Consider the following 25,936-nt stretch of genomic DNA (forward strand, 5'->3'; position numbering starts at 1 on the left):
AACCGATTTTATTTGTAGCTTAGCAAGGCTGTACAACATATAACAACTTATCTTATGGATCATCAGGCCCAAAATGTCATCGATACACCGAGCAACAATACGGTGTTTATGGTATGGAATTTCCACGAAAATGTGGTCATTAAGGATGTCTTCCAACGCTTATGTGCATTGGTTGTCAATCTCAACAATTCGGCGCAGGTACGTTCAAATCTTGTAAAAGCAAGCGTGGTATTGGGCATAAGCCACCATGCCTGGAAAAAGCTGGAACTCAACGAACCTATGCCAAAGGAATTGGTTCCTTTCGAACCTATCATTGGTCAGAAACATGTGGCTGTGGCTACACCCGGAGATTTACATTTCCATATTCGTGCTTATGAGAAAAGCTATTGCATTGACATGGCCACCGAAATTGCAGCCTTATTAAGTCCCGTTGCCGATTGCAAAGAGGAAGTTCATGGGTTCAGATATTGGGACGGCCGAAGTATCTTGGGCTTTGTCGACGGAACAGAAAATCCCCTTGGTGAGGATCGTGCTTTCTTTGGTATCGTTGGTGATGAGGATGCAGCCTATACGGGTGGAAGCTATTTATTTGTACAAAAATATATTCACGACATGAACGCCTGGCGCTCCCTACCTGTTGCTGAACAGGAGAAGGTCATCGGCAGGAGCAAAGCAAACGATATTGAGATGGGCGACGATGAAAAACCGACTAATTCACATTCGGCCCTAGCCAATGTCGGTGACGATTTGAAAATTGTTCGCGACAATATGCCTTTTGGGCAAATCGCAACAAATGAAATGGGAACCTATTTTATCGCTTACGCCAGCACATTCAGTACCGTACAATTGATGCTGAAAAGAATGTTTATTGGTGAACCCGAAGGGAATTATGATAGAATACTGGACTTTAGTACGGCCCATACCGGCTCCCTGTTCTTCTGTCCAACAATCAATATGCTGAAAGAATTTGCAGGTTAAAAGCTGTATACCCACTATCTCGGATCATTTCCAACAGGATATCCCAACGAAGTGCCATGGATCATGGAATATGGTCCCACAAATTTATTTTTCAAACTACACGATAAAAAAAATGGAAATCACTATTATTCAGCTAGGTGACGAAAACATTGCTGAAGTTAAAGGTTCAGGCGTCTTTATTCATAATCTCGATGATGGTCTACAGATTATGGTCGACTGTGGCGCGCAAGAAGCATACAAAGCAATTATTTATCAAGAGAACATCACAGACGATTTCTTCGAACTTAAAACAAAACTTGCCGGTGAAATTCTTCAAAAATATACGCAGTATGGCTTTGACATTGCCATCGTTGGCGATTTCTCCAGATACAACAGCAAAAGTTTAAACGATTTTATCTACGAAAGCAATAAATCAAAAAGAATCAATTTTGTAGGTACGCGTGAAGAAGCGATAGCCAGATTTTCAAAACGTTAAGTCATGCATATTGAATCAGAAAGATTAGCGATTCGGCCCATTATGGCAGAAGACAGTCAGGCCATATTCGGTTACCGCTCGGATAAAGAGACCAATAAATACCAGGGCTGGATTCCAGAATCCTTGGCAGAAGTCGATGCATTTATTGCGAAAAATCCGGGCACATTCAATGAACAAGAGTCCTGGTTTCAGCTCGTTATGACCGACAAAACAGCAAACGCAGTAATCGGCGATATTGGCGTTCATTTTTTTGGTACTGAACACCTGCAGGTGGAATTGGGCTGTACCATAAAAAAAGAATGCCAGCAACAGGGTTATGCCAAAGAAGGACTGAAAACAGTTATAGAGGCCCTGTTCCGTCAGTATCATAAACATCGGATCACGGCCTCGGTAGCTCCAGAAAACAAGGCATCCATGCAGCTTTTAACAAGTTTGGGATTCCGAAAGGAAGCTCATTTTGTAAAAAGCTATTTCAATAACGGTCAATGGGAAGATGACGTGGTCTTTGCTATCCTTGCCGAAGAATGGGATTCAACACAATAAGTCGCGAAAAAGCGACTTATTGTGTTGTACGATCGATCCAATCGGCGTAAGACAGCACGCCTAGTTCGGGCCTACCCTCTCCTTCCAAAACTGCGATAAACTCCAATTGGTTGCCATCCGGATCATTAAAGTAAATGGCCAATGCCGGCATCCATGCAAAGACCATCGGTGCTTCGATCCCATCTTTTAAAAAATTATAAGGTGTCAGGTCACGAGTTTTCAGATAGTCCACGGCGTAATTCAAGATATCCTCTTTATCCGCTCTAAAGGCAAAATGTCTCGGTTGAAAGTTTGTTTCTTCCTGCCACAGGCCCAACATATAGTCTTTGCCGGTTCCAATCCATAAAAAAACAATAGGACGTGTCGGATCGCGATGTGCCACACGTAATCCCAATACCTCCGTATAAAATGCGACCGATTTAGCTAAATCACGCACCTGAATATGCGTTTCGTATAAACCTTGTATCATAAGTTATTTCATTTTAAAATTATTTCAATCCATTGATAGCGCTCTCGTGATGTAAATGCAAGATCGGATAGGATTTGCCCATACCATCTACAGCTGAGCGCCCGATAAGCTGATATCCTTTTTTCAGATAAAAATCAACAGCCTGCTGATTTTGCTCATTGACATCAACTTTATACACCTGCAGCTTATCCAGTACATGCTGCATTGCCACAGTCCCAACACCTTTTCCCCTGTAGGCTGAATCCACAAATAACATTTCCAGATTATCATCGGAGACAGCGAAAAAAGCGGTAGGCTGTCCATTGTCATCGATGACATATACCTTTAATTGTGGTAAATACTCGGTTGGGATCAGTCTCTTATACAACTGAAGATCCTCCTCCTTCAAAAAATCATGTGTTGCCCGAACCGAATTTTCCCATATGCGCAGGATTGCCACATAGTCGGCTTCGCTTGCTGCTCTTATTTCCATACCTATTATCTCCTTCTAAAAATTCTTATTTACACCGTATCGCAAAGGGAAAACATTCTTATAAAAGCTTCCTTCTGCTTTACAGAAAGGCAATGTAAGTTAAATTGGAGAACTAAAATCATGAAAAAGTTAAATAAGACAGAAAGATGATGATTTAGGATCCGATAATTTGATTTAAGAGAAAACAACCTTATCTTGTAAATAAACGCATTAGCCATGTACAATACACTTCTATTTAAAAAATATCTCCCGGAAGATTTTGACGCTTTCCACGACTTGGTTAAAGCGGATGATGTCATGAAATACATTACCGGCAAAGGATTGTCCGAAGAGCAGGCCCGGAAAAAGTTCGATTCGATTCTAGAAATCAACCAGGATCCTGATTTAGGCTATTTTAAAGTAATCGAAGCGGATACACTAAAGCTTTTAGGCGACTGTAAGCTTGTTAATTACAAAAAAGATCCAAGTGTATTCGAAATTGGTTATTTGCTGCGCAAAGAACATTGGGGAAAGGGGCTGGGAACACAGATTTGCGAGTCGATGCTAGCCCTTGCCACAACATTAAATCCAGGTAAAGATGTGATTGGTATCATTGATCCCGATAACACCGCATCGAGACGACTACTGAACAAATTCGGATTCGAAAGTTTCTTCGTCGGGATAGAAGACGATATTGCCACAGAAAAACTCATGCGCAAACAGACAGCATCCGAATAAACAAAACCCATTCGAATATTAAAAACAATAGGAACTGTATATGCCCAAGCCGAACAAAAAGTCAATGAAGTTTAAGGTAAAAACAACTTATAATACACACGAAAGTCTTCAAGATACCTTATCATTCTTTGGCGTAAATTGCCACCGCCCCTATTATATTTCTTCTGGAAATCCGATTTTTGAATACCCAAGCAATGCTTTTCGTATTGATTATTATGCCATCTGTATCTGTACGGCAGGCGATATAAATATTCAGGTAGACAATCAGGAATACCATATCTCGACAAATCATATCCTCATATCCGCCCCAACAACAATTATCCGTTTTTCGCAGGTCAGCCCCGACTTTAGAATGAAGCTGCTCTTTTTTGACAAAGCATTCCTGCTTAAACATATTGTCAATCCATTCTTTATCGAACAACTGGGGCTTTTCAAAAATTCGACCTTTACCATTGTCAGCTCCCAAGACAAACAAATTGACAAGCTCTTAAAATTAATAGACTACCTCAAAGAAGTTACCTTAAGAACAACGCATTTTACAGCAGATATCATCCGCACGATTATCTTTAATCTCCTGTTAGAGATCGCCGACGAACTGGCCTCTAAAGACCATAATACCACGGAAAGTGTACAAGAGACCAACAACCTGTTCTATAAGTTTACAGACCTGGTTCAGCGACATAGCAATCAATATAAAGAAGTACAATATTACGCCGATCAGTTATTTATTTCAAACAAATACCTCATTCAGGTTGTTAAAAGAGCATCAGGTAAAACACCACATGAAATTATTGATGAGCGTGTACTTAAAGAAGCCTATGTGCTACTCGGGAATCCCGAAAAGACTATCTCAGAAATTTCTTATGAAATCGGATTTAATTCCATCTCAGCATTTGGTCGTTTTTTCAAAAAATACGCCACCTTATCGCCTTCTGAATACAGAAAGCGACAAAATATGTAGATAGAGGAAATTCGGTAGAACAATAGCGAATTTGAGGGCACAAATGATTAAGGTGATCTTAGTAACTTTACTCAAGAATTAAAAAAACATAAGAATCATGAAAGAAATCACCTCAAAATTCGACAAAGTATTAAATGCATCTGCTGAATATGGAAATGTAAATCATGAACCTGATTCAAGCAAAGAACAACAACGTAACACACCGAAAAAATCGATGCCCTTTTCTGATCAGATCGGAAATTATCAACGCAATAAAGGTATTCCACCAAAATCATATAAAGACAGTAAAATCTACATCGTCGGAAGTGGTATAGCAGGGATGTCTGCAGCCTACTATTTTATTCGTGATGGTCATGTTCCTGCTGAAAACATCACATTCCTTGAACAGCTCCATGTGGAAGGCGGCTCGTTAGATGGCGCCGGTAATGCAACCGACGGCTATGTCATCCGCGGTGGTAGGGAAATGGATATGACCTACGAAAATCTTTGGGATATGTTTCAGGACATTCCTGCATTGGAAATGCCTGCCCCCTACAGTGTCTTGGACGAGTACCGTTTGATCAATGACAACGACTCCAACTACTCCAAAGCAAGGCTTATTCATAAACTTGGTGAGATAAAAGATTTCAGCAAGTTTGGCTTGGGTAAATTGGATCAGCTGGCCATCATTCGATTGCTCCTCAAAAATAAAGAAGATCTAGATGACTTAACCATCGAAGACTACTTCAGCGAGTCATTTTTATCCAGTAATTTCTGGACCTTCTGGCGTACCATGTTCGCTTTCGAAAACTGGCATAGTTTACTTGAGCTGAAATTGTACATGCACCGCTTTTTACATGCGATAGACGGATTGAATGATCTTTCATCACTCGTATTCCCGAAATACAATCAATACGACACCTTTGTGACCCCTTTGCGTAAAGTACTTCAAAGCAAAGGTGTAAACATCCGATTCAATGTATTGGTCAAAGACCTGGATATCCAAAGCAATACAGATGGAAAAGTTGTAGAGGCCCTAATTACAGAACAAGATGGCAAAGAAGTAAAAATTCCAATCGGAAAAGACGACTTCGTCATTGTGACAACTGGATCAATGACAGAAGATACCTTCTACGGGGACAACAAAAATGCACCGATCATCGGTATCGATAATAGCAGCAGCGGTCAAAGTGCAGGCTGGAAACTCTGGAAAAATCTTGCTGCCAAATCGACCATATTCGGTAAACCCGAAAAGTTCTGCAGTAACATCGAAAAATCAGCATGGGAGTCTGCAACCCTGACATGTAAACCTTCGGCTTTAGTCGAAAAACTAAAAGAATATTCCGTCAACGACCCTTATTCCGGCAAAACTGTTACTGGCGGTATTATTACCATTACCGATTCTGATTGGCTGATGAGTTTCACCTGTAATAGACAGCCACATTTCCCTGGCCAACCGGATGATGTTCTTGTCTTATGGGTATATGCCTTATTTATGGATAAAGAAGGAAATTACATCAAAAAGCCAATGCCACAATGTACGGGAGATGAAATTCTAGCCGAACTATGTCACCACTTGGGCATTATTGATCAACTGGACGATGTTATCAAAAATACGATTGTACGTACGACATTCATGCCTTACATCACCTCGATGTTTATGCCACGAGCAAAAGGCGACCGTCCGAGAGTCGTACCTGAAGGATGTAAAAACCTGGGCTTGATCGGTCAGTTTGTGGAAACCAACAATGACGTTGTCTTTACCATGGAAAGCTCGGTACGTACCGCACGTATTGCGGTATACGAACTGCTGAACTTAAACAAGCAGGTTCCGGATATCAATCCCCTACAATATGACATCCGCCATCTTTTGAAAGCAGCCAAAACATTAAATGATGACAAACCATTTGTGGGCGAAGGCTTACTACGTAAAATGCTAAAAGGCACTTATTTTGAACATATCCTACCTATCGGTTCTGAGGAACAAGAAGAACATGAATCTTTCTTGACAGAGCAGATCACCAAATTCAAAGATTGGTTAAAAGGAATTAAAGGATAAGGATCACAGCATGCGCCATGGTTCCGTGGCGCATGTTTTTACGAAATTAACTTCCCTCTTTCAATCATTCGCATATACTCCGTTCAACCATGCAAAAGTTGAGCGATGCTGCCCATTCAATACCGGTTTACTGATACCCATTGTTTTAAGGATGGCATCAAAGGCTTCACCGATCATAAAATCATCACGATTGCTAAAAAGTGAAACCACAAGGTCTTTCTGTACATCGATATATACGATATGATGAAACCCGGTAGATTCACCTGAATGAAACAAGATTTTATGTCCTGCATTTTTTTGAATAAACCAGCCGAAATGATACGCTATTCCATCCTTTACCGGGTAGGCCATTTGATCGAACAATTGTTCCAGTCCCGGCTGTATTAACCGATCTTTTACCAAAAAATTGGCCCATGTATGATATTCCTCGGCAGATAGATAAACACCCCCATCCCCCTGTGTCGCACTCGTCACACTCTGATCGGCAAACAGGTAGGAACCTTCCGTCGGATGATAACCGTAGACTCGTTCATCAACCGTCGTGCCCGGTTCATATACCATTCCCTTGCTAATACCTAGGGGTTCAAACAATTGACTTTTGACAAATGAAGCAAAGGATTTTTTTGCCACTTGCTCGACAATCAGCGATAAAAGACAATATCCCGTATTGCTATAGCGAAATTGACTCCCCGAAGGGAAATATAAACGATCAGTCTGCCGGATATACTTCAGCACATCCTTATCCGATACCTGATCTTTCCGCTCTTTCGGAATAAGCTCTTCATAGTCCCAGATTCCGGATGTATGTTGCAGAAGCTGTGCTACAGTAATATCCTTCAGCGCAATTGGCAGATCTTCAAAAAAAAGGCCAATGGGTCATCTAGTTTTAAACGCTTTTGAATCACTAAGGTGTATATCGCCTGTGCAGTCACCTGTTTGCTTACCGATGCCAGGCGAAAATGTGAACTGGATGTGATTGCACGTTTTTCCTTCAAATCTGCAAGCCCAATTGCATAACGATAAATAAGACGACCATTTTGGCTAACTGCACAGCTAATCCCCGGCGCTTTCGGGTCCTTGTAATAGCCTGCAATGGTGCTATCCAATTTTGATTTATCCATTTTTTGCCCCATAACAACACTTGTTACACAGATCAAAATAAAACTCAGTTTTAGGTTTATCATATTTTATACAGCACATTTCGGTTTATATTGTCAGCCTCCTGAAAGGCACAGCGTATTAAATCAATTTGATCTTATTGCTTTTGAAAAATGTACCCTTCAAAAATCGAAATTTTCTTGCAATGCCCGGGTCTTTTTATGGATTTTTATTTATTTCTTTTAATTTTGCTTTCATGCTTCATTACTCATGAAGTCGAACTGATCCGGAATCCTTCCCCCAGTTCTTCATTAAAAAATCACGACAGACTATGTTTTTTATTTTCAGTATCTACGACTTTGTATTAGCAGAAAAAACGGTAACAGCAACCTTAAAAAAAGAAAACGCGCCACGAAATTTCACCTTGCAGATTATTACACCAGCCCGTCGGTTTATAGGCCTACCTTTTGGCGGTGGATTTGTCAAACTTTCCAGACTTTACGACGAACAGGGCAAATTGATTCACGCACGGAATTACTCAGATGAATTAAAAGCAGAGATCAAAGCGTTCAAAAGTCAATATAGTATCCCCTATTTTCAGTTATGGAAAGGATTTCTTATTGTCACTGCGGCAATCCTTATCTGGGCAGTTATTTATGGCGTTAAGAATAAATTGGGAAATCAACAACAGGAAAAAGCAGTGGGTCAGATGATTGATAATTTGAAGCAACTAAAGGCAGGACAGCTTTATGGTGCTACTTTTTTTACCGATCAGGATGGTAACAGCATTGATGGACTTCCCGCAGGTTGGATAAAAATAGATAAAATCGTGGGTGACACTATTTTTATACATCGTTCAAAGCAGCTCGACACAAATTCCGCACTTTTTGACATGAAGAACATCGCTTCGTTCAAGCCTCAATCGACCGATGAATGGCAGGAAAAAACAGAAAAAATGGATTTAAATCTATTGAAAAAACAGCTCGAGGATGCTGCGACAAAAAAAGTCGATCTGCTTTATATTGGTAAAGACCACGAGAAATATTCAGGTGTTATATTGACGATAAAAGGTAGCGAGTAAATCTTATTTCTAGGTATAACCAACGTATTGACTTTTCAGCGCAGACAGATCATGCGGCTAGGTCCATATTTAAAAAACTCAAGATCGGACGTTTTAAGCAGCGGCCGATCTTGAGTCTCTATTTTTAGTACTGGATTTTTTCGTCAATATCGTATTTCATACCTGGATAGTGCAGCAACCTTCGCATCAAGGCAATCTGACCGGCAAGATAATCCTCCCGTCCGATACACATCCCAATGAAATTTAGCTTGTCCTCCTCAATAAAAGGGATATTCATATTAATCTTAAATAGTTCAGCCAGCTGCGTATCGTCCACTTGCAGCAAAGCAGCATAGACTTTCGGAGATATCGATTTAAAATTTTCTTTTAATTCCAGCACACTGGGATAGTGATAACTTTCATCGAGTGTCTTTCCCATAAAAAATAGCTCATGGTAAGGATCATTTTCCTGAAGGCCAAGAACATGAGCCATAGCATAACGCACATTTACAAAATTACCCGCCATCCATACGATATGGTTAGTCTGTCCATCAATTCGTTTTAATGCATCTTCTTCCGAAACGCCATCCAACGCGTTCAGAAAAATTTGACTGTGCATACGATAAGCAGGAATGATGATTTCTAATTTTAATGATTTCGGTTTATCCATTTCGTTTTGATTTTTTTAAATACTAAATAACTGATTTATACCAAAATTACACGTTTCAATAGCGATTACACTTGTCGTAGGACAAGAAATAAAAATGAACAAAATTGATAGATCATTGCGAAATAAATTCTAAATTTCTACTAAATTGAAATTCTATCTTTACCACATGAAGATTTTGATCATAGAAGACGAATTGGAGCTGGCCAAAAGCATCGCAACATACCTTAGCGAGCAACAGTATTTATGCGAATTTGCGCCAACTTTACAGGATGCTCTGGACAAAATTCAGTTATATCAGTACGACTGTATCTTACTGGACATCGGTCTACCAGATGGAAATGGTCTAAAACTACTCGAAGATTTGAAGACGCAGCGAAAGCAGGACGGTGTGATCATCATTTCTGCAAAAAATGCATTGGACGACAAAATTCATGGACTACAACTGGGGGCCGACGATTATCTGACCAAACCTTTCCATTTATCTGAACTCACAGCACGAATCTATTCCTTGATCCGTCGCAAACAATTCAATAGCTCAAATATTGTTGTGCAAAATGAAATACAGATTGATCTACTTGCAAAAACTGTTATTGTCAATGATCTTCCTGTTGTATTGACAAAAAAAGAGTTCGATCTGCTGATGTTTTTTATTGGCAACAAAAATAAAGTGATTTCAAAAAGCACCTTAGCGGAACACTTGTCTGGCGACATTGCTGATATGCTCGATAACCATGACTTTGTCTATGCTCATGTCAAAAATTTAAAAAAGAAACTACAGGACGCCGGAAGTCAATCCTATATAAAAACGGTATACGGTACGGGCTACAAATGGGAAAATTAAAATAGTGAGATGAAACCCCTACTGAGCAAAATAACGACCCCATTTCTACTCTATGTATTGATCGTACTAGGTGTCAGTATTCCTGTTTATTATTTTGTAATCGACGGGATATGGAAAAGTGAATTAGACGAACATAACGAAATTATCGTCAAGAAAACAACCTACGAGCTGAACAGTTTAAAACTGTCCGAAGACAGCCTCCAAGCCAGCATCGCTTTATGGAATAGCATACAACCTGAAACCAATATACATCAAGTAAAGCCGGGTGATTTATTGCAAGATAGCGTGTATACCATCGAAAAACCGCAGCGTTTTGTCGAACCAAAGACAATTGACCGATTTAGATGCCTATCATCTATCATTCAGATCAATGGTGCGCCTTATCGTTTTACCGTACAAACAAATATTGAAGAATCTGTAGAAACCATCGCCGCCATCGCCGCTACAACACTGTTTTTCTTTGTTATCTTGGTCATTGGTCTACTTATTATCTCCAGAAAAATATCACTTAGGCTCTGGAAACCATTTCGAGATACCGTTGATAAATTGAAGGCATTTAATCTCAATAGTCAACAACAGGTTGACTTTCAGCAAACGGATACCATAGAGTTCCATGAGCTTAATCAATCCTTATCCAAGCTTCTTGAAAAAAACCTGGCCGTATACCGATCACAAAAGGAATTCACTGAAAATGCTTCTCATGAATTACAAACACCCTTGGCAATCCTAAAAAATAAGTTAGATATCTTATTGCAGTACCCTGATCTAAGCGATGAGCAGTACCAGCTCTTTGAAGATATGCATAAAGCGCTTTCACGTAGCACGCGAATCAACCGCAACCTGCTGCTGCTCGCCAAGATTGACAATAGTCAATTCGATCATTCCGAAAAAATCAGTATGGACTCGCTTGTCACACAAAGTATTGGAGTCATGCAAGAACATCTGGAGCTAAAACACCTACGACTGCAACAGGAGATCCAACCGTCGGTGCTGCTGACAGGAAACAGCAGTCTGACCGAAATCCTGATCAACAACCTACTCCTGAACGCCATACGTTACAGCAATGCCAACGATACAATTGCTGTACATCTCAATCAAACTTCTTTAACGGTATATAACCCCGGTTCAATGCCCTTGGATAAAATACTTTTATTCAAACGGTTTTCCAAACTCTCGAAAAACAGCCAAGGCAGCGGTTTAGGATTGGCAATTATTACTGAAATCGCCCGGTATCAAGGCTGGACTGTTGATTATCAATTTGAAAATAATCAACATATTTTTTCCATTCATTTTTAAAATTCCAAAAGTATTCTAATTTGGATGACAGTTTTGTTTTATGATCCACATGAAGCAAAACCAGACAACACACTTATTTGTATGTCATCTACTGATAAGTGTATTATTTCTTTTGGATGTCAGCATGGCCAAAAGTCAGACTACAATCACAAGGGAAATGCCGACAAACATCGCTCAACCTGAGCGAAATAATAATGCATTCAGTACAAACTTGACGGATACCAGGCCAACCGAAGGCATAGCGGCCAGCGGCCTGTTACTGTCAACAGACAGCACAGCACTGTCTCCAATAATCCATACTCCGAGCAAGAAAACAAAATTAAACCGTTTCTTCCGAACAGCAATTGATGAAACGCCTTACAAACCACATTTAACGAGCTTTATCGTACCGACAGCCTTTATCGGTTTCGGGGTGGCGAGTTTAAGCATCAATGGTTTAAAAAATCTCAATTTATCCACCAAAGACGAGATCAGCGAACATCAGTTAAAGCACAGCAACCTCGACAATTACAGTCAATATGTCCCTGCAGTTATGGTATACGGACTAAATGCTTTGGGCGTGCAGGGCAAACACAATTTTAAGGACAGGACGGTCATTTATTTAACATCACAGCTGATCTCAGGAGCCATGGTTCTTCCATTGAAACATATCGTCAAAGAAGTCCGTCCAGATAGTTCCAATAACCTTTCCTTTCCTTCAGGGCACACCGCGACAGCCTTCTCTTCTGCACAATTTATGTTTCATGAATATCATGACAGCAATTTTTGGTTAAGCATTTCGGGCTATCCATTTGCGATTTTTACAGGTACCTACCGCGCCATCAATAATAAACATTGGGTGGGCGATATCGTTGCCGGGGCTGGATTTGGCATTCTGGCAACAGAACTAGCCTATTGGGTGCATCCGCGGATCAATCATCTATTATTCAACGACAACAAAACAACTTCCGCTACGCTAATGCCCTTCTATCAGCACAAGCAATTTGGTTTGAGTTATGTCAAGCAATTTTAACCAGCCTAATTTTTTCAAAGCCTATGCATCTAGAAATTATCAAAAATATTTTTCATCTCGAATAATCTTCCATTACCAAGCAAGCACTTGCGCAATCAGTTTGGTTTTCAGCTTATCCGTATGTGCAGCCTGATGAAATCCAGAAAGTTTTATTTGCATATCCGTGTAAATTTAGCTTAGTTTGATACATTTGTAGGGACAATGCATGGATAGCCCATGATTTGGTATCATAGATAAACTTCGATTCATCGAAGTTTTTAACGTTTTTCTTTATATGAAGATTCTCCTAGTCGAAGATGACGTACGTGTCGCAGGATTGATCAAACGCGGACTTGATGAAAATGAATTTCAAACAGCTATTGCCTACGACGGCATATCTGGAAAGAAAATGGCCTTACAACACGACTTTGATCTTATCATAACCGATATCGTACTCCCTAAGATGGATGGATTGGATCTCTGCAAAGAAATTCGTCATATCAAACCCGATGTTCCCATTATCATGTTAACAGCATTAGGAACTACAGACGATAAAATTGAGGGTTTTGACGCCGGAGCGGATGACTATCTGGTCAAACCTTTTGAAATGCGCGAACTCCTAGCCCGCATCAGAGTCCTGCTCAAAAGATATCAAAAACAAGATACACTCACGGGAACAATTTTGCGTTATGGGGATCTGGAAATGAACCTCCATACCAAAAGCGTCAAAAGGAATAATACCGAAATCCATTTGACCCCCAAAGAGTTCAAGTTACTCCATTATTTATTGCAAAATCCCGAGCGTGTGCTTTCCAGAATGGAAATTGCTGAAAAAGTGTGGGAAACGCATTTTGATACCGGAACCAACTTCATTGATGTTTACATCAACTATTTACGTAAGAAAATCGACAAAGATTTTGCGACCAGATATATCCATACCAAATCCGGAATGGGCTTTATTCTAAAACAAGACTAATGCGAATCAGGACACGAATCTCCATATTGTTCACGCTGATTACAGCCACCATATTGCTGGTATTTGCCTGTACAGTATATTTTTCAGCGGTGGAGAATCGGGAAAGAGAATTTTACGCCCTATTGAAAAAAGAAGCTTACACCAAAGCAAACCTTTTTTTGAATGCAAAAGTCGACAAAAAGACCTTAGAAGATATCTACCACAACAACCGAAAAATCCTCAACGAAGTCGAGGTTGCAATTTACGACACCCGTTTTGATCTCTTGTATCATGATGCCGTAGATATCGACTTTGTCAAAGAGACACCAGCCATGCTGCAGGATATTCTCAAAAATAAAGAAATACGATTTTATCAGGAAAAATGGCAGGTCATCGGCATAACCTTTCCATATAAAGACAAAACTTACATCATCACAGCCGCAGCCTATGATCAATACGGCTACAATAAACTCAATAGTCTGTTATCTACTATTCTTTTGGTTTTCATTTTGTCTATATTTCTGATCTATGCAGCAGGAATATTCTTTTCGAAAAAGGTCTTTCAACCTATCCTGGAAATGACACAACGTGTAAAAACCATTTCTGCAACAAGTTTGGATGCCAGGCTTACGAGTAGCGGAAATAAAGACGAGCTTTCCGAATTGGCCAGCACATTCAATGCAATGCTCGACCGCCTCGAGAACTCCTTTGATGCCCAAAAGCATTTTGTCTCCAATATCTCGCATGAGCTAAGAACACCTTTGGCCGCCATGATTGCAGAACTCGAGATTTCTGCCAATAAGGACCGTAGCATAGCGGAGTATAAAACTGTCATCGACAATACGCTAAATGATGCACAGAAACTGAAGAAGTTATTTAATAGCTTACTTGATTTTGCCAAAGCAAGTTACGACAGTTCTGAAATCGCGTTTAAAACCTTACGTATAGACGAAATACTAATTGATGCATGTCAGCAGGTTCTCCAGTCAAGTCCAAATTATAAACTCGACATTTTTGTCGATCCTGCGATTGAAGATGAAAAACTTTTATCCATCAATGCAAATGAGTATCTATTGCAGGTCGCCTTTGTCAACCTCATTGAAAATGCCTGTAAATTTTCACCCAATCAAAAATGCCTAATCGCTATCAAAGCGGATGAAAATAGGATTCAGCTGGAATTTAAAGATGACGGAATAGGCATTGACCCGGTCGATCTACCCAATATATTCACACCATTCTATCGTGGAAGCAACAAAGATTATAGCGAGGGAAATGGTATTGGTTTATCGCTTACCCGAAAAATCGTGCTTCTCCATCAAGGCGAGATCAGCGTCCGCTCGGCAAAAGGCGTTGGAAGTGTTTTTAGCATTGATATCCCCCATCGTTCATTATTCTAATAAAATTCTAATTTTTTTCTAAGGCCCCTCTAACCGGCTTATCGGGAGCAGGTGGATAGTTTTGCGGTATGATTAACCGTACAATCAACTATTCGACCCAATCCTTGAGGTACATGAATTGGATCCCTGTGCTGCTGTTGCTGCAAGCTTGCAACAGCCAGTCTCACGAAAGCCCCAACCAATCTCCGGCCATCAGCGCAGCTGGAGACACCGTGACCGTCAGTGAAAACACGTCCCTGTTATCGAAACTCAAATTTGTTACGACGACCCATGCACAACATGCGCTGAAACTAAATGCAGCTGCTACAGTGAAGATTATTCCCAGCAGCTATGTGGAGATTCCGGTACCTTTTGCTGGACGAATTGTCAAATCCCACGTGAAACTGGGCCAAAAAGTTACCATCAACACGCCTTTATTTTCAATTAGTTCATCTGACTATTTTGAGGCACAAAGGGCTTACCTTGACGCCAAACAAGCATTTATGCTTGCCGAGAATATGTTAAAACGCCAAAAAGATCTGATCGCGCATGGTGTTGGCACTAAAAAAGAACTCGAAGAAGCAGAAACAAATTTTGCAATGAGCAATGCTGCGCTTGGAAATGCTACTGCCGCCTTAAAAATATTCGACAGCAACCCGTCCCATAGCGTTCTCGGTGAGCCCCTCCTTGTTCGTTCACCTATTCAAGGAGAAATTTTAAGTAGTTCGATTGTACTGGGTCAGTACACGAAAGAAGATGCTCCGGCATTACTCCGAATTGCCGAATTGTCAAAAGTATGGGTTTCGGCCTACATCAAAGAAAAGGACTTGCCGGCAATCGATCAACTTGCGCGTGTTGAAGTGAGCGTAGATGCGCTCCCTGCTAAAAAAATACCCGGAAAAATTGTCCATATCAACCAATTTGTCGACGAAGCAAGCCGGAATATTGAGGTCCTCATTGCCTGTGAAAATACTGATCGTGCCTTAAAACCAGGGATGTATGTCAACGCCGAATTCGAACGGCAAACGACTCCGACACTTTTCATTCCAGCAAAAGCTGTATTTCAATTTAACGATAAGAGTTTTGTTTGGGTCAAAACATCGTCCAATACCTTCGTCAAGCGCTTTGTTACTACTGGCGTAACAGAAGGTGATGCGATCCAGATTTTAACAGGCCTGGTTCCGCAGGAACAGATTGTTGGTGAAGGTGCCTTTTATTTAACACCCGGCCTGTGATGGGCTCAGGCTTTCAACTTTTAAAATAGAAACACATGAATATTAAACAATTGATTGGCCATATCATTGCAAAGAGATGGGTAATCGCCGCATCTTTTCTATTGATCGGCTTTTTCGGTTACTATGCCTGGCGACAACTTTCGGTTGAGGCATACCCTGATATCGCTGACGTATCATCACAGGTCGTAACTCAGGTGCCGGGACTCGCCGCCGAAGAAATGGAACAGCAGATCACCATCCCGATCGAACAGGCCATCAATGGATTGCCGGGGATGGAAGTAATGCGCAGTAAAACGACTTTTGGCTTATCCATGGTCACGATTGTCTTCAAAGATGGTGTTGAAGATTATTGGGCGAGAGCCCGTATACAGGAGCGTCTAGCTGATTTATCCCTGCCCTATGGTGCCAGTCCGGGATTGGATCCGCTGACTTCACCCACAGGTGAGATCTTCCGTTATATTCTTGAAAGTAAAACCCACGATTTACGACAGTTGACGGATCTTCAAAATTTTGTTATTATTCCCAAAATCAAACAGGTTTCGGGCGTCGCTGATGTAACCAATTTTGGTGGTATCACTACACAGTTCCAAGTGGAACTGGATCCCAAAAAGCTTGATCAATATGAAATTTCGCTTGCTGAAGTTGTCGCCAAGATCGAAAGCAATAATGCCAATGCCGGCGGCAGTGTGATGAACCGTGGAGATCAGTCGTACGTCATCCGTGGCATCGGTCTGGTCAAGACATTGGATGATTTGGGCAACATTGTCGTAAAATCCACCAACGGAAACCGCATCTATATGCGTGATCTCGGTCAGATCAAACTTGGAAATCTAGCACGGAAAGGCGCTTTAGGATATTCGGATAAACGCGGGGCCAATTATTCGGACAATATCGAAGGTATTGTCCTGCTATTAAAAAATGAGAATCCTTCTGATGTATTAGCCGGTGTAAATGCGACGGTACAGGAACTAAACGAAAAGATTCTTCCGGAAGACGTAAAAATACATGTCGTGCTCGATAGAACCAGTTTGGTCGACAATACCCTACATACCGTTTCCAAAACCCTTCTCGAAGGTATGATCTTGGTTATTTTTGTCCTTATTATTTTCCTGGGCAGCTGGCGTGGCGCACTCTTGGTTGCCATAACAATTCCATTGTCCTTGTTGATTGCCTTTATTCTGATGCATTTCACCCATATTCCCGCCAACTTGCTTTCCTTAGGGGCAATTGATTTTGGGATTATTGTAGACGGAGCCATCGTTATACTCGAAACCATTCTTAAAAAAAGGGAAGATGAACCAGAAGGTCTGCTGCAGGAAAAAACGATTGCGCAGAAAATTGCTGAAGTCGCCAAACCCATATTCTTTGCGACACTGATCATTATTACAGCCTATCTTCCCCTGTTCGCATTTGAGCGCGTCGAGAAAAAACTTTTTACGCCGATGGCCTATACCGTGGGTTATGCCCTCTTCGGTGCCTTGGCTGTCGCTCTTGTGCTTATTCCCGGGTTGGCCTATTTGATCTATCGCAAACCCCAAAAAATCTTTCACAACAAATGGTTGGCAAAATTGACTGCGGCTTATCAGTCGGCGATAGAAAAGGTTATGCAGGCTCCCAAACAAGTTTTCATTCCATTGGCAATCGTATTGCTTGCCACAGGTTTGCTCACGGCCTCCGTTGGCAAGGACTTTCTTCCGTCGTTGGATGAAGGTTCGATCTGGCTTCAAGTGTCGCTTCCCCCAGGCATCACGGTAGAAAAGTCAAAAGAAATGAGTGATACCTTACGTGCCCGCACACTTAAACACGATGAGATCTCCTATGTCATGGTTCAGGCAGGGCGTAACGACGATGGTACCGACGCCTGGACACCCTCCCATTTCGAAGTTAGTGTGGGATTAAAACCTTATAAAACATGGAAATGGGGGAAAACCAAGGAAGACCTGATCAATGAACTTGCTGCAGAATATGCGAAAATGCCGGGCTTCAATGTTGCTTTTTCCCAACCCATGATCGACGGGGTCATGGATAAAATCGCTGGCGCCCATAGTGAGCTCGTTGTCAAAATATTCGGCGATGATTTAAAAGAAACCCGACGGGTCGCCGAGGAACTGATCACAACACTCCAACAAGTGAAGGGAGCTGTCGATCTGGCCATTGATCAGGAGCCACCACTCCCCCAATTGCAAATTATCGCCGATCGCGATAAAATAGCACAATACGGACTGAACATCGCTGATGTGACTGACCTGATCCTGATCGCTATCGGGGGAAAAGCCGTAGCACAGGTCTATCAGGGAATCAAAGTGTATGATATTACCTGTCAATATCAGGAAGAAAACAGGAATTCGCCCGAAAAAATCGGCAATTTAATGCTGTATCCCGAAAATGGAAACCGTATTCCACTAGCCCAGGTGGCCACTATTAAACTCAATACCGGAGAAAGTATGATTTCACGCGAGCGTAACAACCGACAGTTGACAGTTCGTCTAAATGTTCGCGGTCGCGATCTAGGGGCATTCCTCACTGAAGCACAGCAGGCCATTGCCAAAAATATACCGTATGACCAACATAAAATTACGTTAAAATGGGGCGGACAATTTGAAAATCAGCAACGGGCCTATACGCGTCTTGCCATTATCGTCCCATTGACATTAGCCATTATATTTATCTTATTGTATGGCACATTTGGTTCATTTAGGCAAGCCGGTCTATTAATGGGCATCGTACCCTTGGCACTTTTTGGCGGTATGCTCGCACTCCATGTTCGCGGGATGACGCTAAACGTTTCCTCGGCAGTCGGTTTTATTGCCTTATTCGGTGTTGCCATACAAAACGGTGTCTTGATGCTTTCACAGATGAATGTACTACGTAAAAATGGGCTGCCGCTACATAAAGCGGTAACACAGGGAGCCTTTAATCGTTTTCGTCCCGTTTTGATGACCGCTACGGTAGCCATTCTTGGTTTGCTTCCGGCTTCACTAGCGACAGGGATTGGATCGGATGTGCAACGCCCTTTGGCAACGGTAATCGTTTATGGCCTACTATTTTCGACTATCCTGACACTATTTGTGCTTCCCCCACTCTATTATCTTTTAGAACGTAACAGCACCAAACAAAAAGACCCCGTAGAATAAATACAAATTCATCCATTCGAAACAGCTTGCTTTCTGCTGTTTCAAATGGATATAACCTGAACATGGAATGGATACAACCTGAACATGGAATGGATTCAACCTGAACATTGAAAAGCTATCAGCAAAACCTACACAGCAATCACATCCGCTGAAGGTTTGCTCAAGCCAGGAAACAAGGAATCCAAATGACAGGAGCTTACGAATAGCCCGGGCGACTTATTTCAGGTGTCAAGGGCGCCCTGCTACTTTAATAAAAGAATCACTAAAACAGAACATTCAGAAGAAGTCGATTATCATGAACAAACAATCTATTTTAACAAAGAAAAACTTTACCTTTTTTCTTTTTATACTCGCGCTATACCACCATGCAGCAATCGCTCAGGATAGGAATAGCAGTATGTCAGAAGCGACAGGGCAGCAACTCGATTATTCAAAATTTATACATACAGTCGCTAAAAATAATCTGGGTTACGCCGCCGAAAAATTCAACCTCAGCATTGCTGAAGCCAATATTATTAGCGCCAGGGTATTTCCTGACCCTGAATTTAGCATGGGCATTTTTGATAATAGTGAACGTACAAAACAACTGGGGCGGGGCTATAATGCAGGAATTGCATGGACCCTGGAATTGGGGGCTAAACGAAAAGCCCGGATAAACCTGGCCAAAGATGAAGCCGAGGTAACCCGTTTATTGCTAGCAGATTATTTCCGAAATTTACGTGCCGACGCTACACTTGCATTTTTAACAGCAAAACAGCAGGCATTATTGGTGAAAATAAACCAAAATTCCTATCAGCAACTTAGGCAATTGGCCACATCGGATAGTATCCGTTATAAATCGGGGAGCATCCCTGAAATAGATTTCCGCCAATCTAAATTGGAGGCCGCCAATATGCACAATACGTTGCTGGCAACAGAAGCAACCTGGAAATCCGCCCTTGTAAACCTTTCCTTATTTATGGCAGACAACTCCCTTACGACAACGGCAGTACCCCCAGATGCTTTCGATCATTTGGACCGGGCATACCACTTAGATGAGCTGGTCCGAGTAGCCCAAAATGACCGCAGCGATCTAAAAGTTGCCTTGCAAAACAAACAGCTTTCACAGCGTCTGCTCCAATTGGCTCAGGCCAACCGGGTAGTAGACCTCGGACTTTCATTTGGCGTCACTCATAATGGAGAAGCACGAAATGAGACTGCCCCAACGCCTCAGTTTACGGCTATAAATGCAGGTATTTCAATTCCGCTAAAGTTCTCGAATTTTAAAACAGGCGATCTTAAAGCCGCAAAATTTAAGATCGATCAGGACGAGGTTGCCTATCAAGATGTACTCCTACGCATTCAGATCGAAGTTACGCAAGCGTTCCTAACCTACCAGGCCGCTCAAAAACAGGTACAGCTATTTGACAGCGCTATGCTATCGGAAGCAAAAGCAATTTTGGAAGGAAAGGTTTACAGCTATAAAAGAGGAGAAACATCCCTACTGGAAGTTTTAAATGCTCAACGGACCTACAATGAAACACAGCTTAGCTATTATGAAGCCCGTTACAATTATGCCGTAGCATTGGTTGAACTCCAACGCACAGCCGGGATATGGGATATTCAGAAGATCTAAGCTGGGGAGATTCTGTTTTTTCTCAACTTCTTATACATACTTTTCAAGGAAGGCGAAATCAGTATCAGCAAAAGTACGCTGATACTGATCATGGACATGATCTCATAATAATCCATGGCATACCGCACAAAGGATTGGATCTTGACCCGCTCAGCAACGAGCTTTAAGGCAGCTGTATGTTCCTTATACTGTAATCCATGGTTTAAAACGCCGGCGGATTCCTGCTGCAGGTACTCCCGAAACAAGGGGTTGCCCACTTCCGTTTGATCCCGAAACACCTGTTGGTGCTGGGCAGATTCAAACAATTTGAAAAAATTCTGCAAACCGATACTGCTCGTGTAGCCCAGGTAGCGGATAGCAAGACAGACCGCAGCCGCAGAAGCCCCCAATTGAGGGCTGACACTGGTAATGCAAAATAAGATGGTGGGTACCATAATAAGCCCTACTCCGAGTCCGTGTAAAACTAAGGGTATCCAAAAATGCGCATCATTACCCTGCCCCTCAAAGGAGAAAAACATCCATTGGTGAAACAGCAGCAAGCAACAATAGCCCGAAATCCAGATCCATTTTACGGGACGTTGCCCAAGCATCCAATACAATGAGCCTAGAACACCAGCGACAATACCAGCAATATTAAACCACTGGATATAGGACAAATGAATAGGATCGAGTTGAATAACCTGTACGAGATATTGATTTGAGATGGTCAAGGAGAAGCGCTCGATATACATCATATACAAAATCAATAAGCCCAAGAGAAAGTTCCTGTTTTTAAAAATCGCCAAATGAACATACACACGCCTGAGCACCACTTGCCGGACAATAAAAAGAATAAGCAACGCTAGACCTACCCCGAATATGATCAGCATATGCTGATCGTTAAACCAATAAACTTCTTGTCCATACACCATTAAATAGCCAAAACTGACAATCACAAGGCTATAGAAAATACAGCTTGCCCAGTCTAATGAAAACAAAGGGTAAGGGCGTATATGCCGTATAGAGCGCATCGACAGCATAATCAACAATAAACCCGGTACAAATGATAAGGCACCGTATAGATAGAGCTGATCAAAATTGAATGAATCGATAAATTCGGCCGTGACGAAAGTATTAAATGGGGAGCTGCAGAGTAACATGCCAAAAAAGACAGCGTAACTTACTTCCTTAGCCCGATCGCTTTTCAACCGTGAGAATATCATGGATATCGATAAGTTTACGGCAGAAGCAAACAACATCCCTTGGAAAAAGCGCAGGCCATATACCCAGCTGATATCGGTGATGCTGTACATCAAAAAGCAATTCAAGAGCTGTAGAAGATTAAAAATAATGTAGTACTGCTTGATCGGAAAGTATAAAAAAAAGCGTCGTTCTAAAACGTAGAATCCTACAAAACCAGCATAAAACAAAATGATCAGGAACTGGACATCACTGGGTTGGGCACCGTAAAATCCAGCGGTGACATTTGTATTTGCACCTGGCAGGAAAAATAAGACCATACTCGGCATCAAACTGCTAAACAAGATAAGCTTGATCAGCCACTCCGGTACCCATTCTTTAAAAATTCCTTTCACTATTTCTGCTTTTTTGATACCGACACATTCACATTCATTCCCGAAAGAAGCTGTTGGGCTCCCCTTTGCTTATCCAGCTCGATGCGCACAGGTACGCGTTGTACAATCTTCACAAAGTTGCCCGTTGCATTATCTGGCGGCAAAAGGGAGAATGCAGATCCTGTAGCCGGGGAGATGGAAATAATTTTTCCATAAAATTTTTGATCCGGATACGCGTCAGCAACCACCTCAACCCTATTGCCAAGATGCAAATAACGGAGTTGTGTTTCCTTAAAATTAGCCGTTACCCAGGTTGGGGTTTCTCTATTGACGATAAAGCCCAAAACTTCGCCAGCACTTATCATTTGACCTTTTTCAATCGTACGTTTGCCAATCTGACCATCGTAAGGTGCGCGAATAACGGTATACCCAACATCAAGCCTTTTACGGCCGACAGCTGCCGTCAAACGAACACGTTCGGCATCGACCACACCTTTTTTCATATCCACATCATTCACGCGTTCCTGTGAAGCCTGTAATTTATGCTTTAACGAAGCCAGCTCACTCTTATACACATCCAACGTCGCTTTTACATCCTCCAGTTGCTGTGCCGTTGCAGACTTTTCCTGAAACAAATAATTATATCGATCATATTCCAACTGTTGCTTGGTTACCCGAGCCTCCCCGGCAGCAATTGAGGTGCGTAAAGATTCATGTTCCGCCTGAAGAATTTCCTTTTGACTATGAAGAACATTGATCTCCGCAGCTTCCTTATTGACGGATGCCGCTACCTGATCAGCCTCATATTTATATTCCTTATTATCTATAAGCAACAAGGTATCCCCCCGTTTAACCAATTGATGATCGTGATAATGCACAGAAACCACATATCCGCCTACCCGGGAAACAATGGGATTGATATACTGTGTTACCTGTGCATCATTTGTGTAGGTATACCGCAGTCGCATCCATAATGCTTGAGCGCCCCATAACAACAAGGCCAACAAGACAATTCCGGCCAACCAGTTGGTAATTCGAGTGAGTTGTGCCTCCACAACTGTTCTTCGTGATTTAGGTTTCATTAGATAGTACCCTTCAAAAATTCGATAAAATAATAATGTTTCTGTATCGCAATATGTGCGGTTTCAAGATCAAAAAGTGTTTTTAGGTATTGCATATCAGCATCTAAGAGATCCGTAATCAAAGCCGATGATTTAAAATACCTGTTTTTTATAATCCGTGCATTTTCCTGTGCCAACGCCTTATTGTTTTGACAGACGTCCTGCTGCTTAATAGCCAATTGATAATCCAACAGGGCCTGTAACAGCTGATTTTCCAGAATCTCCTCTTCATGATGGTGCTTTACCTCTTGTCGATCCAATGCGATCTGTGCTCCGCGCACCACGTTTTTATTGAGATAGATAGCCGAGATCGGTATGGTTAATTTAAGTCCTGTGATACTCAGATTATACCAGCTGGGATTATAGGGATACAAGAAAACCTGTGGATTGGCAAAGGTGAATGTACTGGTCAATCCCAACTCAGGAAGATAATTTGATCGCGCCTGTTTGACCGACAACTTCTTCAAAACCACTTCCTGTTCGGATTTTAGGAGGGAAAAAGCATGGCTTCGCGCTTCGGCAACAAGCGCTTCATAGCTGGGGCTTTCCACTTTAAAAGGCTCGGTCAAGGGGATAATCTCTGCTGTAATACCGCCAATTAGCTGCAGCTTCTGATTTGCAGCCTGAATATCATGACCGATCTGCACGAGCAACAGTTCCCGCTTCGAAAGCTCCAACGAAATACGCAGGACGTCACTGTGTAATACCACGCCCGCCTTATACAGATGTTCAATCTCTTTGAGCTGTACCCGTTGATCAGCAATATCCTGCTCGATTAAAGATCGGTTACTATACGACAGTTCCAAATCCAAAAAAAGATTGCAAACCTCCAATTTCGTCTGCGCTGCGGCATTCTTCCAATCGATTCTGGCCAGCTCATTTTCCAATTTTTTGGACTCAATTTTCATCAGGTCCCGATGCCCATTGTAGAGGTTCAGATAAAAATCCAGGCCGCTATCGTACAAGTAATGAATGATATCATGCTGGGAAGGTTTATTTAAAAGCCCCTGGTCATACACAGGCATATTACTCGCATAACTAGCAGAAGCTCTGGCGGAAATTTTGGGCAGCAACTCCATGCGTTGCTGCTGTACTGCCACCTCAGTTTCTTTGAGCTGCAAATAGGACTGCTCGATGTATTTACTGTTCTGTAGCGCTTTGTCGATCATGTCTTTCAGGGACATGCGCAAAGAATCGAGGGCGAAGGTGTCCGAAATAGCGAATACTAACAATCCCATGGTTAGTATTCCTTTTGCCCAATAGGGAGGAAAAAAGTTCACGTGTGCTATGTAATTTTTTTGCGTAGCAAACTTAGACACTTATTGGAACTTGGATTTCTTCACAAACGCCAATATGTTATGGAAAAAAGACATTTTTTCATCAATTCAAACAAAAAGACCAATATCTGCCAAGAAGCCCTTACAATATCCTTTTTTACAGCACATAAAAAAGGCCTTTCAAATCATGATTTGAAAGGCCTTTTTCGACGGTATAATAATAGATTATCCGTATAAGGAATCTTCTATTGCATTCCACAACTGGATTCTTTTTTGTAGCGCAATTTTACTGATCTCTTTCATTTCTGTCCATTTAACCTCATCGTCCTTCCCGAGATCTGTGATCATCTGCATCGCCAAAGGCCCATGCTCGTCGCCGTCAAGATCAATATGACGTTGAAAATAATAGATAAAGCTATCCAGATTGGCTGTAGGGAAGTTTGTTTTAATTTCTTCCAAAATAGAGGTAAACATTCCCGGGATAAGATCTTCGCGTCCAAATGTAAATGCAGCAGCAATTTTATGCACCTCGCCCTCAGCAATCACTTCGAATGTAAAATTCAAAAAGTCTTTGATCCGCTTGTCCAATGTGGTCGTTGCAATGACATCGAATATGTTACTCGATTTTTTGGCGTGAGCAATAAATTTGTTGACCAGATGAAGGTCGGCACCCATGGCATCCATGGCGTCCAGATACATCTCAAAATGGCTCAAACGGCGGCCATCAATATATTCATCCGACTCCTCAGCCAATACAATTTCGTTGATTAGATAGCGTGTTGATGGATGCTCACTCGCAAACCAAGGTAAAGTCGTACAGGTCAATTTAATCTGTAAAGCTTTTAGTAAAGACATAAAATCCCATACAGCGTACACATGCCCTTCTGTAAAAGAACGTAGATTCTTGATCGTTTTGATCTTACGATACAAAGGGTGTTGCAATAATACCTCGCGTTCGGCAGCAATGTATTCGTTAATTTCCGCAATTCTATTCATGGCGCAAAAGTATTGTCTTATCTCTATTTTTAAAAGTATTTTCGATGAGATTACAGTAACATGAT

Annotated in this window: 24 protein-coding genes; 15 read left to right on the forward strand and 9 right to left on the reverse strand. The window is 41.6% G+C overall.

Going from position 1 to position 25,936, the window contains the following annotated elements; all coding sequences use genetic code 11:
- Positions 1 to 54 precede the first annotated feature (54 nt).
- From M2419_RS05610 to M2419_RS05620, 3 genes are all read left to right on the forward strand, one after another.
- Positions 55 to 978: a Dyp-type peroxidase gene (locus M2419_RS05610; RefSeq protein WP_259254463.1), complete on the forward strand. Its 924-nt coding sequence runs from the start codon at positions 55 to 57 to the stop codon at positions 976 to 978.
- A 112-nt stretch (positions 979 to 1,090) separates the two neighbouring features.
- Positions 1,091 to 1,453 (forward strand): DUF4180 domain-containing protein, encoded by a 363-nt coding sequence (locus tag M2419_RS05615; protein WP_259254464.1) that lies wholly within the window; start codon positions 1,091 to 1,093, stop codon positions 1,451 to 1,453.
- Between the two features lie 3 nt (positions 1,454 to 1,456).
- Complete coding sequence (locus M2419_RS05620; protein WP_259254465.1) at positions 1,457 to 1,996, forward strand: GNAT family N-acetyltransferase; 540 nt, start codon at positions 1,457 to 1,459, stop codon at positions 1,994 to 1,996.
- Positions 1,997 to 2,012: 16 nt separating this feature from the next.
- Here the strand turns inward: M2419_RS05620 and M2419_RS05625 are convergent, their stop codons facing one another.
- Both M2419_RS05625 and M2419_RS05630 read right to left on the reverse strand, forming a co-directional pair.
- Positions 2,013 to 2,465 (reverse strand): VOC family protein, encoded by a 453-nt coding sequence (locus M2419_RS05625; RefSeq protein WP_259254466.1) that lies wholly within the window; start codon positions 2,463 to 2,465, stop codon positions 2,013 to 2,015.
- 19 nt (positions 2,466 to 2,484) lie between these two features.
- Positions 2,485 to 2,937, reverse strand: coding sequence for a GNAT family N-acetyltransferase (locus tag M2419_RS05630; protein ID WP_259254467.1), 453 nt, complete (start codon positions 2,935 to 2,937; stop codon positions 2,485 to 2,487).
- Positions 2,938 to 3,153: 216 nt separating this feature from the next.
- Here M2419_RS05630 and M2419_RS05635 point away from each other — a divergent pair, with 216 nt between their 5' ends.
- The 3 genes from M2419_RS05635 (at position 3,154) to M2419_RS05645 (ending at position 6,653) form a co-directional block, all read left to right on the forward strand.
- A complete protein-coding gene (locus M2419_RS05635) occupies positions 3,154 to 3,654 on the forward strand; it encodes a GNAT family N-acetyltransferase (RefSeq protein ID WP_259254468.1) in 501 nt (166 codons plus the stop codon).
- A gap of 64 nt (positions 3,655 to 3,718) precedes the next feature.
- Positions 3,719 to 4,615, forward strand: a complete 897-nt coding sequence (locus M2419_RS05640) for an AraC family transcriptional regulator (protein WP_259254470.1) — start codon at positions 3,719 to 3,721, stop codon at positions 4,613 to 4,615.
- Between the two features lie 97 nt (positions 4,616 to 4,712).
- The gene (locus tag M2419_RS05645; protein WP_259254472.1) at positions 4,713 to 6,653 is read left to right on the forward strand and encodes an oleate hydratase; all 1,941 of its coding nucleotides are present in this window, start codon (positions 4,713 to 4,715) and stop codon (positions 6,651 to 6,653) included.
- A gap of 60 nt (positions 6,654 to 6,713) precedes the next feature.
- On the opposite strand, the gene M2419_RS05650 is transcribed toward M2419_RS05645, so the two are convergent.
- Both M2419_RS05650 and M2419_RS05655 read right to left on the reverse strand, forming a co-directional pair.
- Positions 6,714 to 7,526, reverse strand: a complete 813-nt coding sequence (locus M2419_RS05650; RefSeq protein WP_310441195.1) for a serine hydrolase domain-containing protein — start codon at positions 7,524 to 7,526, stop codon at positions 6,714 to 6,716.
- The gene (locus M2419_RS05655) at positions 7,490 to 7,837 is read right to left on the reverse strand and encodes a serine hydrolase (protein ID WP_259254473.1); all 348 of its coding nucleotides are present in this window, start codon (positions 7,835 to 7,837) and stop codon (positions 7,490 to 7,492) included. Before M2419_RS05655 ends, M2419_RS05650 begins: the two co-directional genes overlap by 37 nt.
- A 245-nt stretch (positions 7,838 to 8,082) precedes the next feature.
- On the opposite strand from M2419_RS05655, the gene M2419_RS05660 reads away from it, so the two are divergent.
- The gene (locus tag M2419_RS05660) at positions 8,083 to 8,832 is read left to right on the forward strand and encodes a hypothetical protein (RefSeq protein ID WP_201667439.1); all 750 of its coding nucleotides are present in this window, start codon (positions 8,083 to 8,085) and stop codon (positions 8,830 to 8,832) included.
- A gap of 124 nt (positions 8,833 to 8,956) precedes the next feature.
- Here M2419_RS05660 and M2419_RS05665 read toward each other — a convergent pair whose 3' ends face one another.
- Positions 8,957 to 9,481: a DinB family protein gene (locus tag M2419_RS05665; RefSeq protein WP_115050001.1), complete on the reverse strand. Its 525-nt coding sequence runs from the start codon at positions 9,479 to 9,481 to the stop codon at positions 8,957 to 8,959.
- Between the two features lie 166 nt (positions 9,482 to 9,647).
- Between M2419_RS05665 and M2419_RS05670 the strand changes: the two genes are divergently transcribed.
- The 8 genes from M2419_RS05670 (at position 9,648) to M2419_RS05705 (ending at position 20,924) form a co-directional block, all read left to right on the forward strand.
- Positions 9,648 to 10,322 carry a response regulator transcription factor gene (locus M2419_RS05670; RefSeq protein WP_259254474.1) on the forward strand — a complete coding sequence of 225 codons (675 nt, stop codon included), beginning with the start codon at positions 9,648 to 9,650 and terminating at the stop codon, positions 10,320 to 10,322.
- A gap of 9 nt (positions 10,323 to 10,331) precedes the next feature.
- Positions 10,332 to 11,618 (forward strand): HAMP domain-containing sensor histidine kinase, encoded by a 1,287-nt coding sequence (locus M2419_RS05675; RefSeq protein ID WP_259254475.1) that lies wholly within the window; start codon positions 10,332 to 10,334, stop codon positions 11,616 to 11,618.
- A gap of 49 nt (positions 11,619 to 11,667) precedes the next feature.
- On the forward strand, positions 11,668 to 12,630 hold the full coding sequence (locus M2419_RS05680; RefSeq protein WP_259254476.1) for a phosphatase PAP2 family protein: 963 nt from the start codon (positions 11,668 to 11,670) through the stop codon (positions 12,628 to 12,630).
- A gap of 274 nt (positions 12,631 to 12,904) precedes the next feature.
- Positions 12,905 to 13,585 (forward strand): response regulator transcription factor, encoded by a 681-nt coding sequence (locus M2419_RS05685; protein WP_088162592.1) that lies wholly within the window; start codon positions 12,905 to 12,907, stop codon positions 13,583 to 13,585.
- On the forward strand, positions 13,585 to 14,961 hold the full coding sequence (locus M2419_RS05690) for an ATP-binding protein (protein ID WP_259254478.1): 1,377 nt from the start codon (positions 13,585 to 13,587) through the stop codon (positions 14,959 to 14,961). The genes M2419_RS05685 and M2419_RS05690 overlap by 1 nt, the downstream gene beginning before the upstream one ends.
- A 113-nt stretch (positions 14,962 to 15,074) precedes the next feature.
- On the forward strand, positions 15,075 to 16,175 hold the full coding sequence (locus M2419_RS05695; protein ID WP_259254480.1) for an efflux RND transporter periplasmic adaptor subunit: 1,101 nt from the start codon (positions 15,075 to 15,077) through the stop codon (positions 16,173 to 16,175).
- A gap of 35 nt (positions 16,176 to 16,210) precedes the next feature.
- The gene (locus tag M2419_RS05700) at positions 16,211 to 19,309 is read left to right on the forward strand and encodes an efflux RND transporter permease subunit (RefSeq protein WP_259254481.1); all 3,099 of its coding nucleotides are present in this window, start codon (positions 16,211 to 16,213) and stop codon (positions 19,307 to 19,309) included.
- A gap of 295 nt (positions 19,310 to 19,604) precedes the next feature.
- Positions 19,605 to 20,924 (forward strand): TolC family protein, encoded by a 1,320-nt coding sequence (locus tag M2419_RS05705; RefSeq protein WP_259254483.1) that lies wholly within the window; start codon positions 19,605 to 19,607, stop codon positions 20,922 to 20,924.
- Here M2419_RS05705 and M2419_RS05710 read toward each other — a convergent pair.
- The 4 genes from M2419_RS05710 to M2419_RS05725 all read right to left on the reverse strand — a co-directional run bounded on the left by M2419_RS05710 (position 20,921) and on the right by M2419_RS05725 (position 25,871).
- The gene (locus tag M2419_RS05710; RefSeq protein ID WP_259254484.1) at positions 20,921 to 22,498 is read right to left on the reverse strand and encodes a hypothetical protein; all 1,578 of its coding nucleotides are present in this window, start codon (positions 22,496 to 22,498) and stop codon (positions 20,921 to 20,923) included. The two genes, M2419_RS05705 and M2419_RS05710, sit on opposite strands and share 4 nt — an antisense overlap.
- On the reverse strand, positions 22,498 to 23,559 hold the full coding sequence (locus M2419_RS05715; protein ID WP_259254485.1) for an HlyD family secretion protein: 1,062 nt from the start codon (positions 23,557 to 23,559) through the stop codon (positions 22,498 to 22,500). The genes M2419_RS05710 and M2419_RS05715 overlap by 1 nt, the downstream gene beginning before the upstream one ends.
- Complete coding sequence (locus tag M2419_RS05720) at positions 23,559 to 24,836, reverse strand: TolC family protein (RefSeq protein WP_259254486.1); 1,278 nt, start codon at positions 24,834 to 24,836, stop codon at positions 23,559 to 23,561. The genes M2419_RS05715 and M2419_RS05720 overlap by 1 nt, the downstream gene beginning before the upstream one ends.
- A 264-nt stretch (positions 24,837 to 25,100) precedes the next feature.
- Positions 25,101 to 25,871, reverse strand: coding sequence for a DUF3050 domain-containing protein (locus M2419_RS05725; protein WP_153845202.1), 771 nt, complete (start codon positions 25,869 to 25,871; stop codon positions 25,101 to 25,103).
- Between the last annotated feature and the right edge of the window lie 65 nt (positions 25,872 to 25,936).

It is taken from the genome of Sphingobacterium sp. BIGb0116 (genome assembly GCF_024808035.1).
Classification (GTDB): Bacteria; Bacteroidota; Bacteroidia; order Sphingobacteriales; family Sphingobacteriaceae; genus Sphingobacterium; species Sphingobacterium paramultivorum.

Coding starts and splice junctions, on each gene's coding strand:
- M2419_RS05675 (WP_259254475.1), top strand. CDS start 10,332: ATGAAACCCCTACTGAGCAAAATAACGACCCCATTTCTACTCTATGTA.
- M2419_RS05635 (WP_259254468.1), top strand. CDS start 3,154: ATGTACAATACACTTCTATTTAAAAAATATCTCCCGGAAGATTTTGAC.
- M2419_RS05715 (WP_259254485.1), bottom strand. CDS start 23,559: ATGAAACCTAAATCACGAAGAACAGTTGTGGAGGCACAACTCACTCGA.
- M2419_RS05695 (WP_259254480.1), top strand. CDS start 15,075: ATGAATTGGATCCCTGTGCTGCTGTTGCTGCAAGCTTGCAACAGCCAG.
- M2419_RS05670 (WP_259254474.1), top strand. CDS start 9,648: ATGAAGATTTTGATCATAGAAGACGAATTGGAGCTGGCCAAAAGCATC.
- M2419_RS05690 (WP_259254478.1), top strand. CDS start 13,585: ATGCGAATCAGGACACGAATCTCCATATTGTTCACGCTGATTACAGCC.
- M2419_RS05645 (WP_259254472.1), top strand. CDS start 4,713: ATGAAAGAAATCACCTCAAAATTCGACAAAGTATTAAATGCATCTGCT.
- M2419_RS05625 (WP_259254466.1), bottom strand. CDS start 2,465: ATGATACAAGGTTTATACGAAACGCATATTCAGGTGCGTGATTTAGCT.
- M2419_RS05685 (WP_088162592.1), top strand. CDS start 12,905: ATGAAGATTCTCCTAGTCGAAGATGACGTACGTGTCGCAGGATTGATC.
- M2419_RS05725 (WP_153845202.1), bottom strand. CDS start 25,871: ATGAATAGAATTGCGGAAATTAACGAATACATTGCTGCCGAACGCGAG.
- M2419_RS05640 (WP_259254470.1), top strand. CDS start 3,719: ATGAAGTTTAAGGTAAAAACAACTTATAATACACACGAAAGTCTTCAA.
- M2419_RS05665 (WP_115050001.1), bottom strand. CDS start 9,481: ATGGATAAACCGAAATCATTAAAATTAGAAATCATCATTCCTGCTTAT.
- M2419_RS05660 (WP_201667439.1), top strand. CDS start 8,083: ATGTTTTTTATTTTCAGTATCTACGACTTTGTATTAGCAGAAAAAACG.
- M2419_RS05705 (WP_259254483.1), top strand. CDS start 19,605: ATGAACAAACAATCTATTTTAACAAAGAAAAACTTTACCTTTTTTCTT.
- M2419_RS05720 (WP_259254486.1), bottom strand. CDS start 24,836: ATGGGATTGTTAGTATTCGCTATTTCGGACACCTTCGCCCTCGATTCT.
- M2419_RS05630 (WP_259254467.1), bottom strand. CDS start 2,937: ATGGAAATAAGAGCAGCAAGCGAAGCCGACTATGTGGCAATCCTGCGC.
- M2419_RS05620 (WP_259254465.1), top strand. CDS start 1,457: ATGCATATTGAATCAGAAAGATTAGCGATTCGGCCCATTATGGCAGAA.
- M2419_RS05610 (WP_259254463.1), top strand. CDS start 55: ATGGATCATCAGGCCCAAAATGTCATCGATACACCGAGCAACAATACG.
- M2419_RS05615 (WP_259254464.1), top strand. CDS start 1,091: ATGGAAATCACTATTATTCAGCTAGGTGACGAAAACATTGCTGAAGTT.
- M2419_RS05700 (WP_259254481.1), top strand. CDS start 16,211: ATGAATATTAAACAATTGATTGGCCATATCATTGCAAAGAGATGGGTA.
- M2419_RS05655 (WP_259254473.1), bottom strand. CDS start 7,837: ATGATAAACCTAAAACTGAGTTTTATTTTGATCTGTGTAACAAGTGTT.
- M2419_RS05680 (WP_259254476.1), top strand. CDS start 11,668: ATGAAGCAAAACCAGACAACACACTTATTTGTATGTCATCTACTGATA.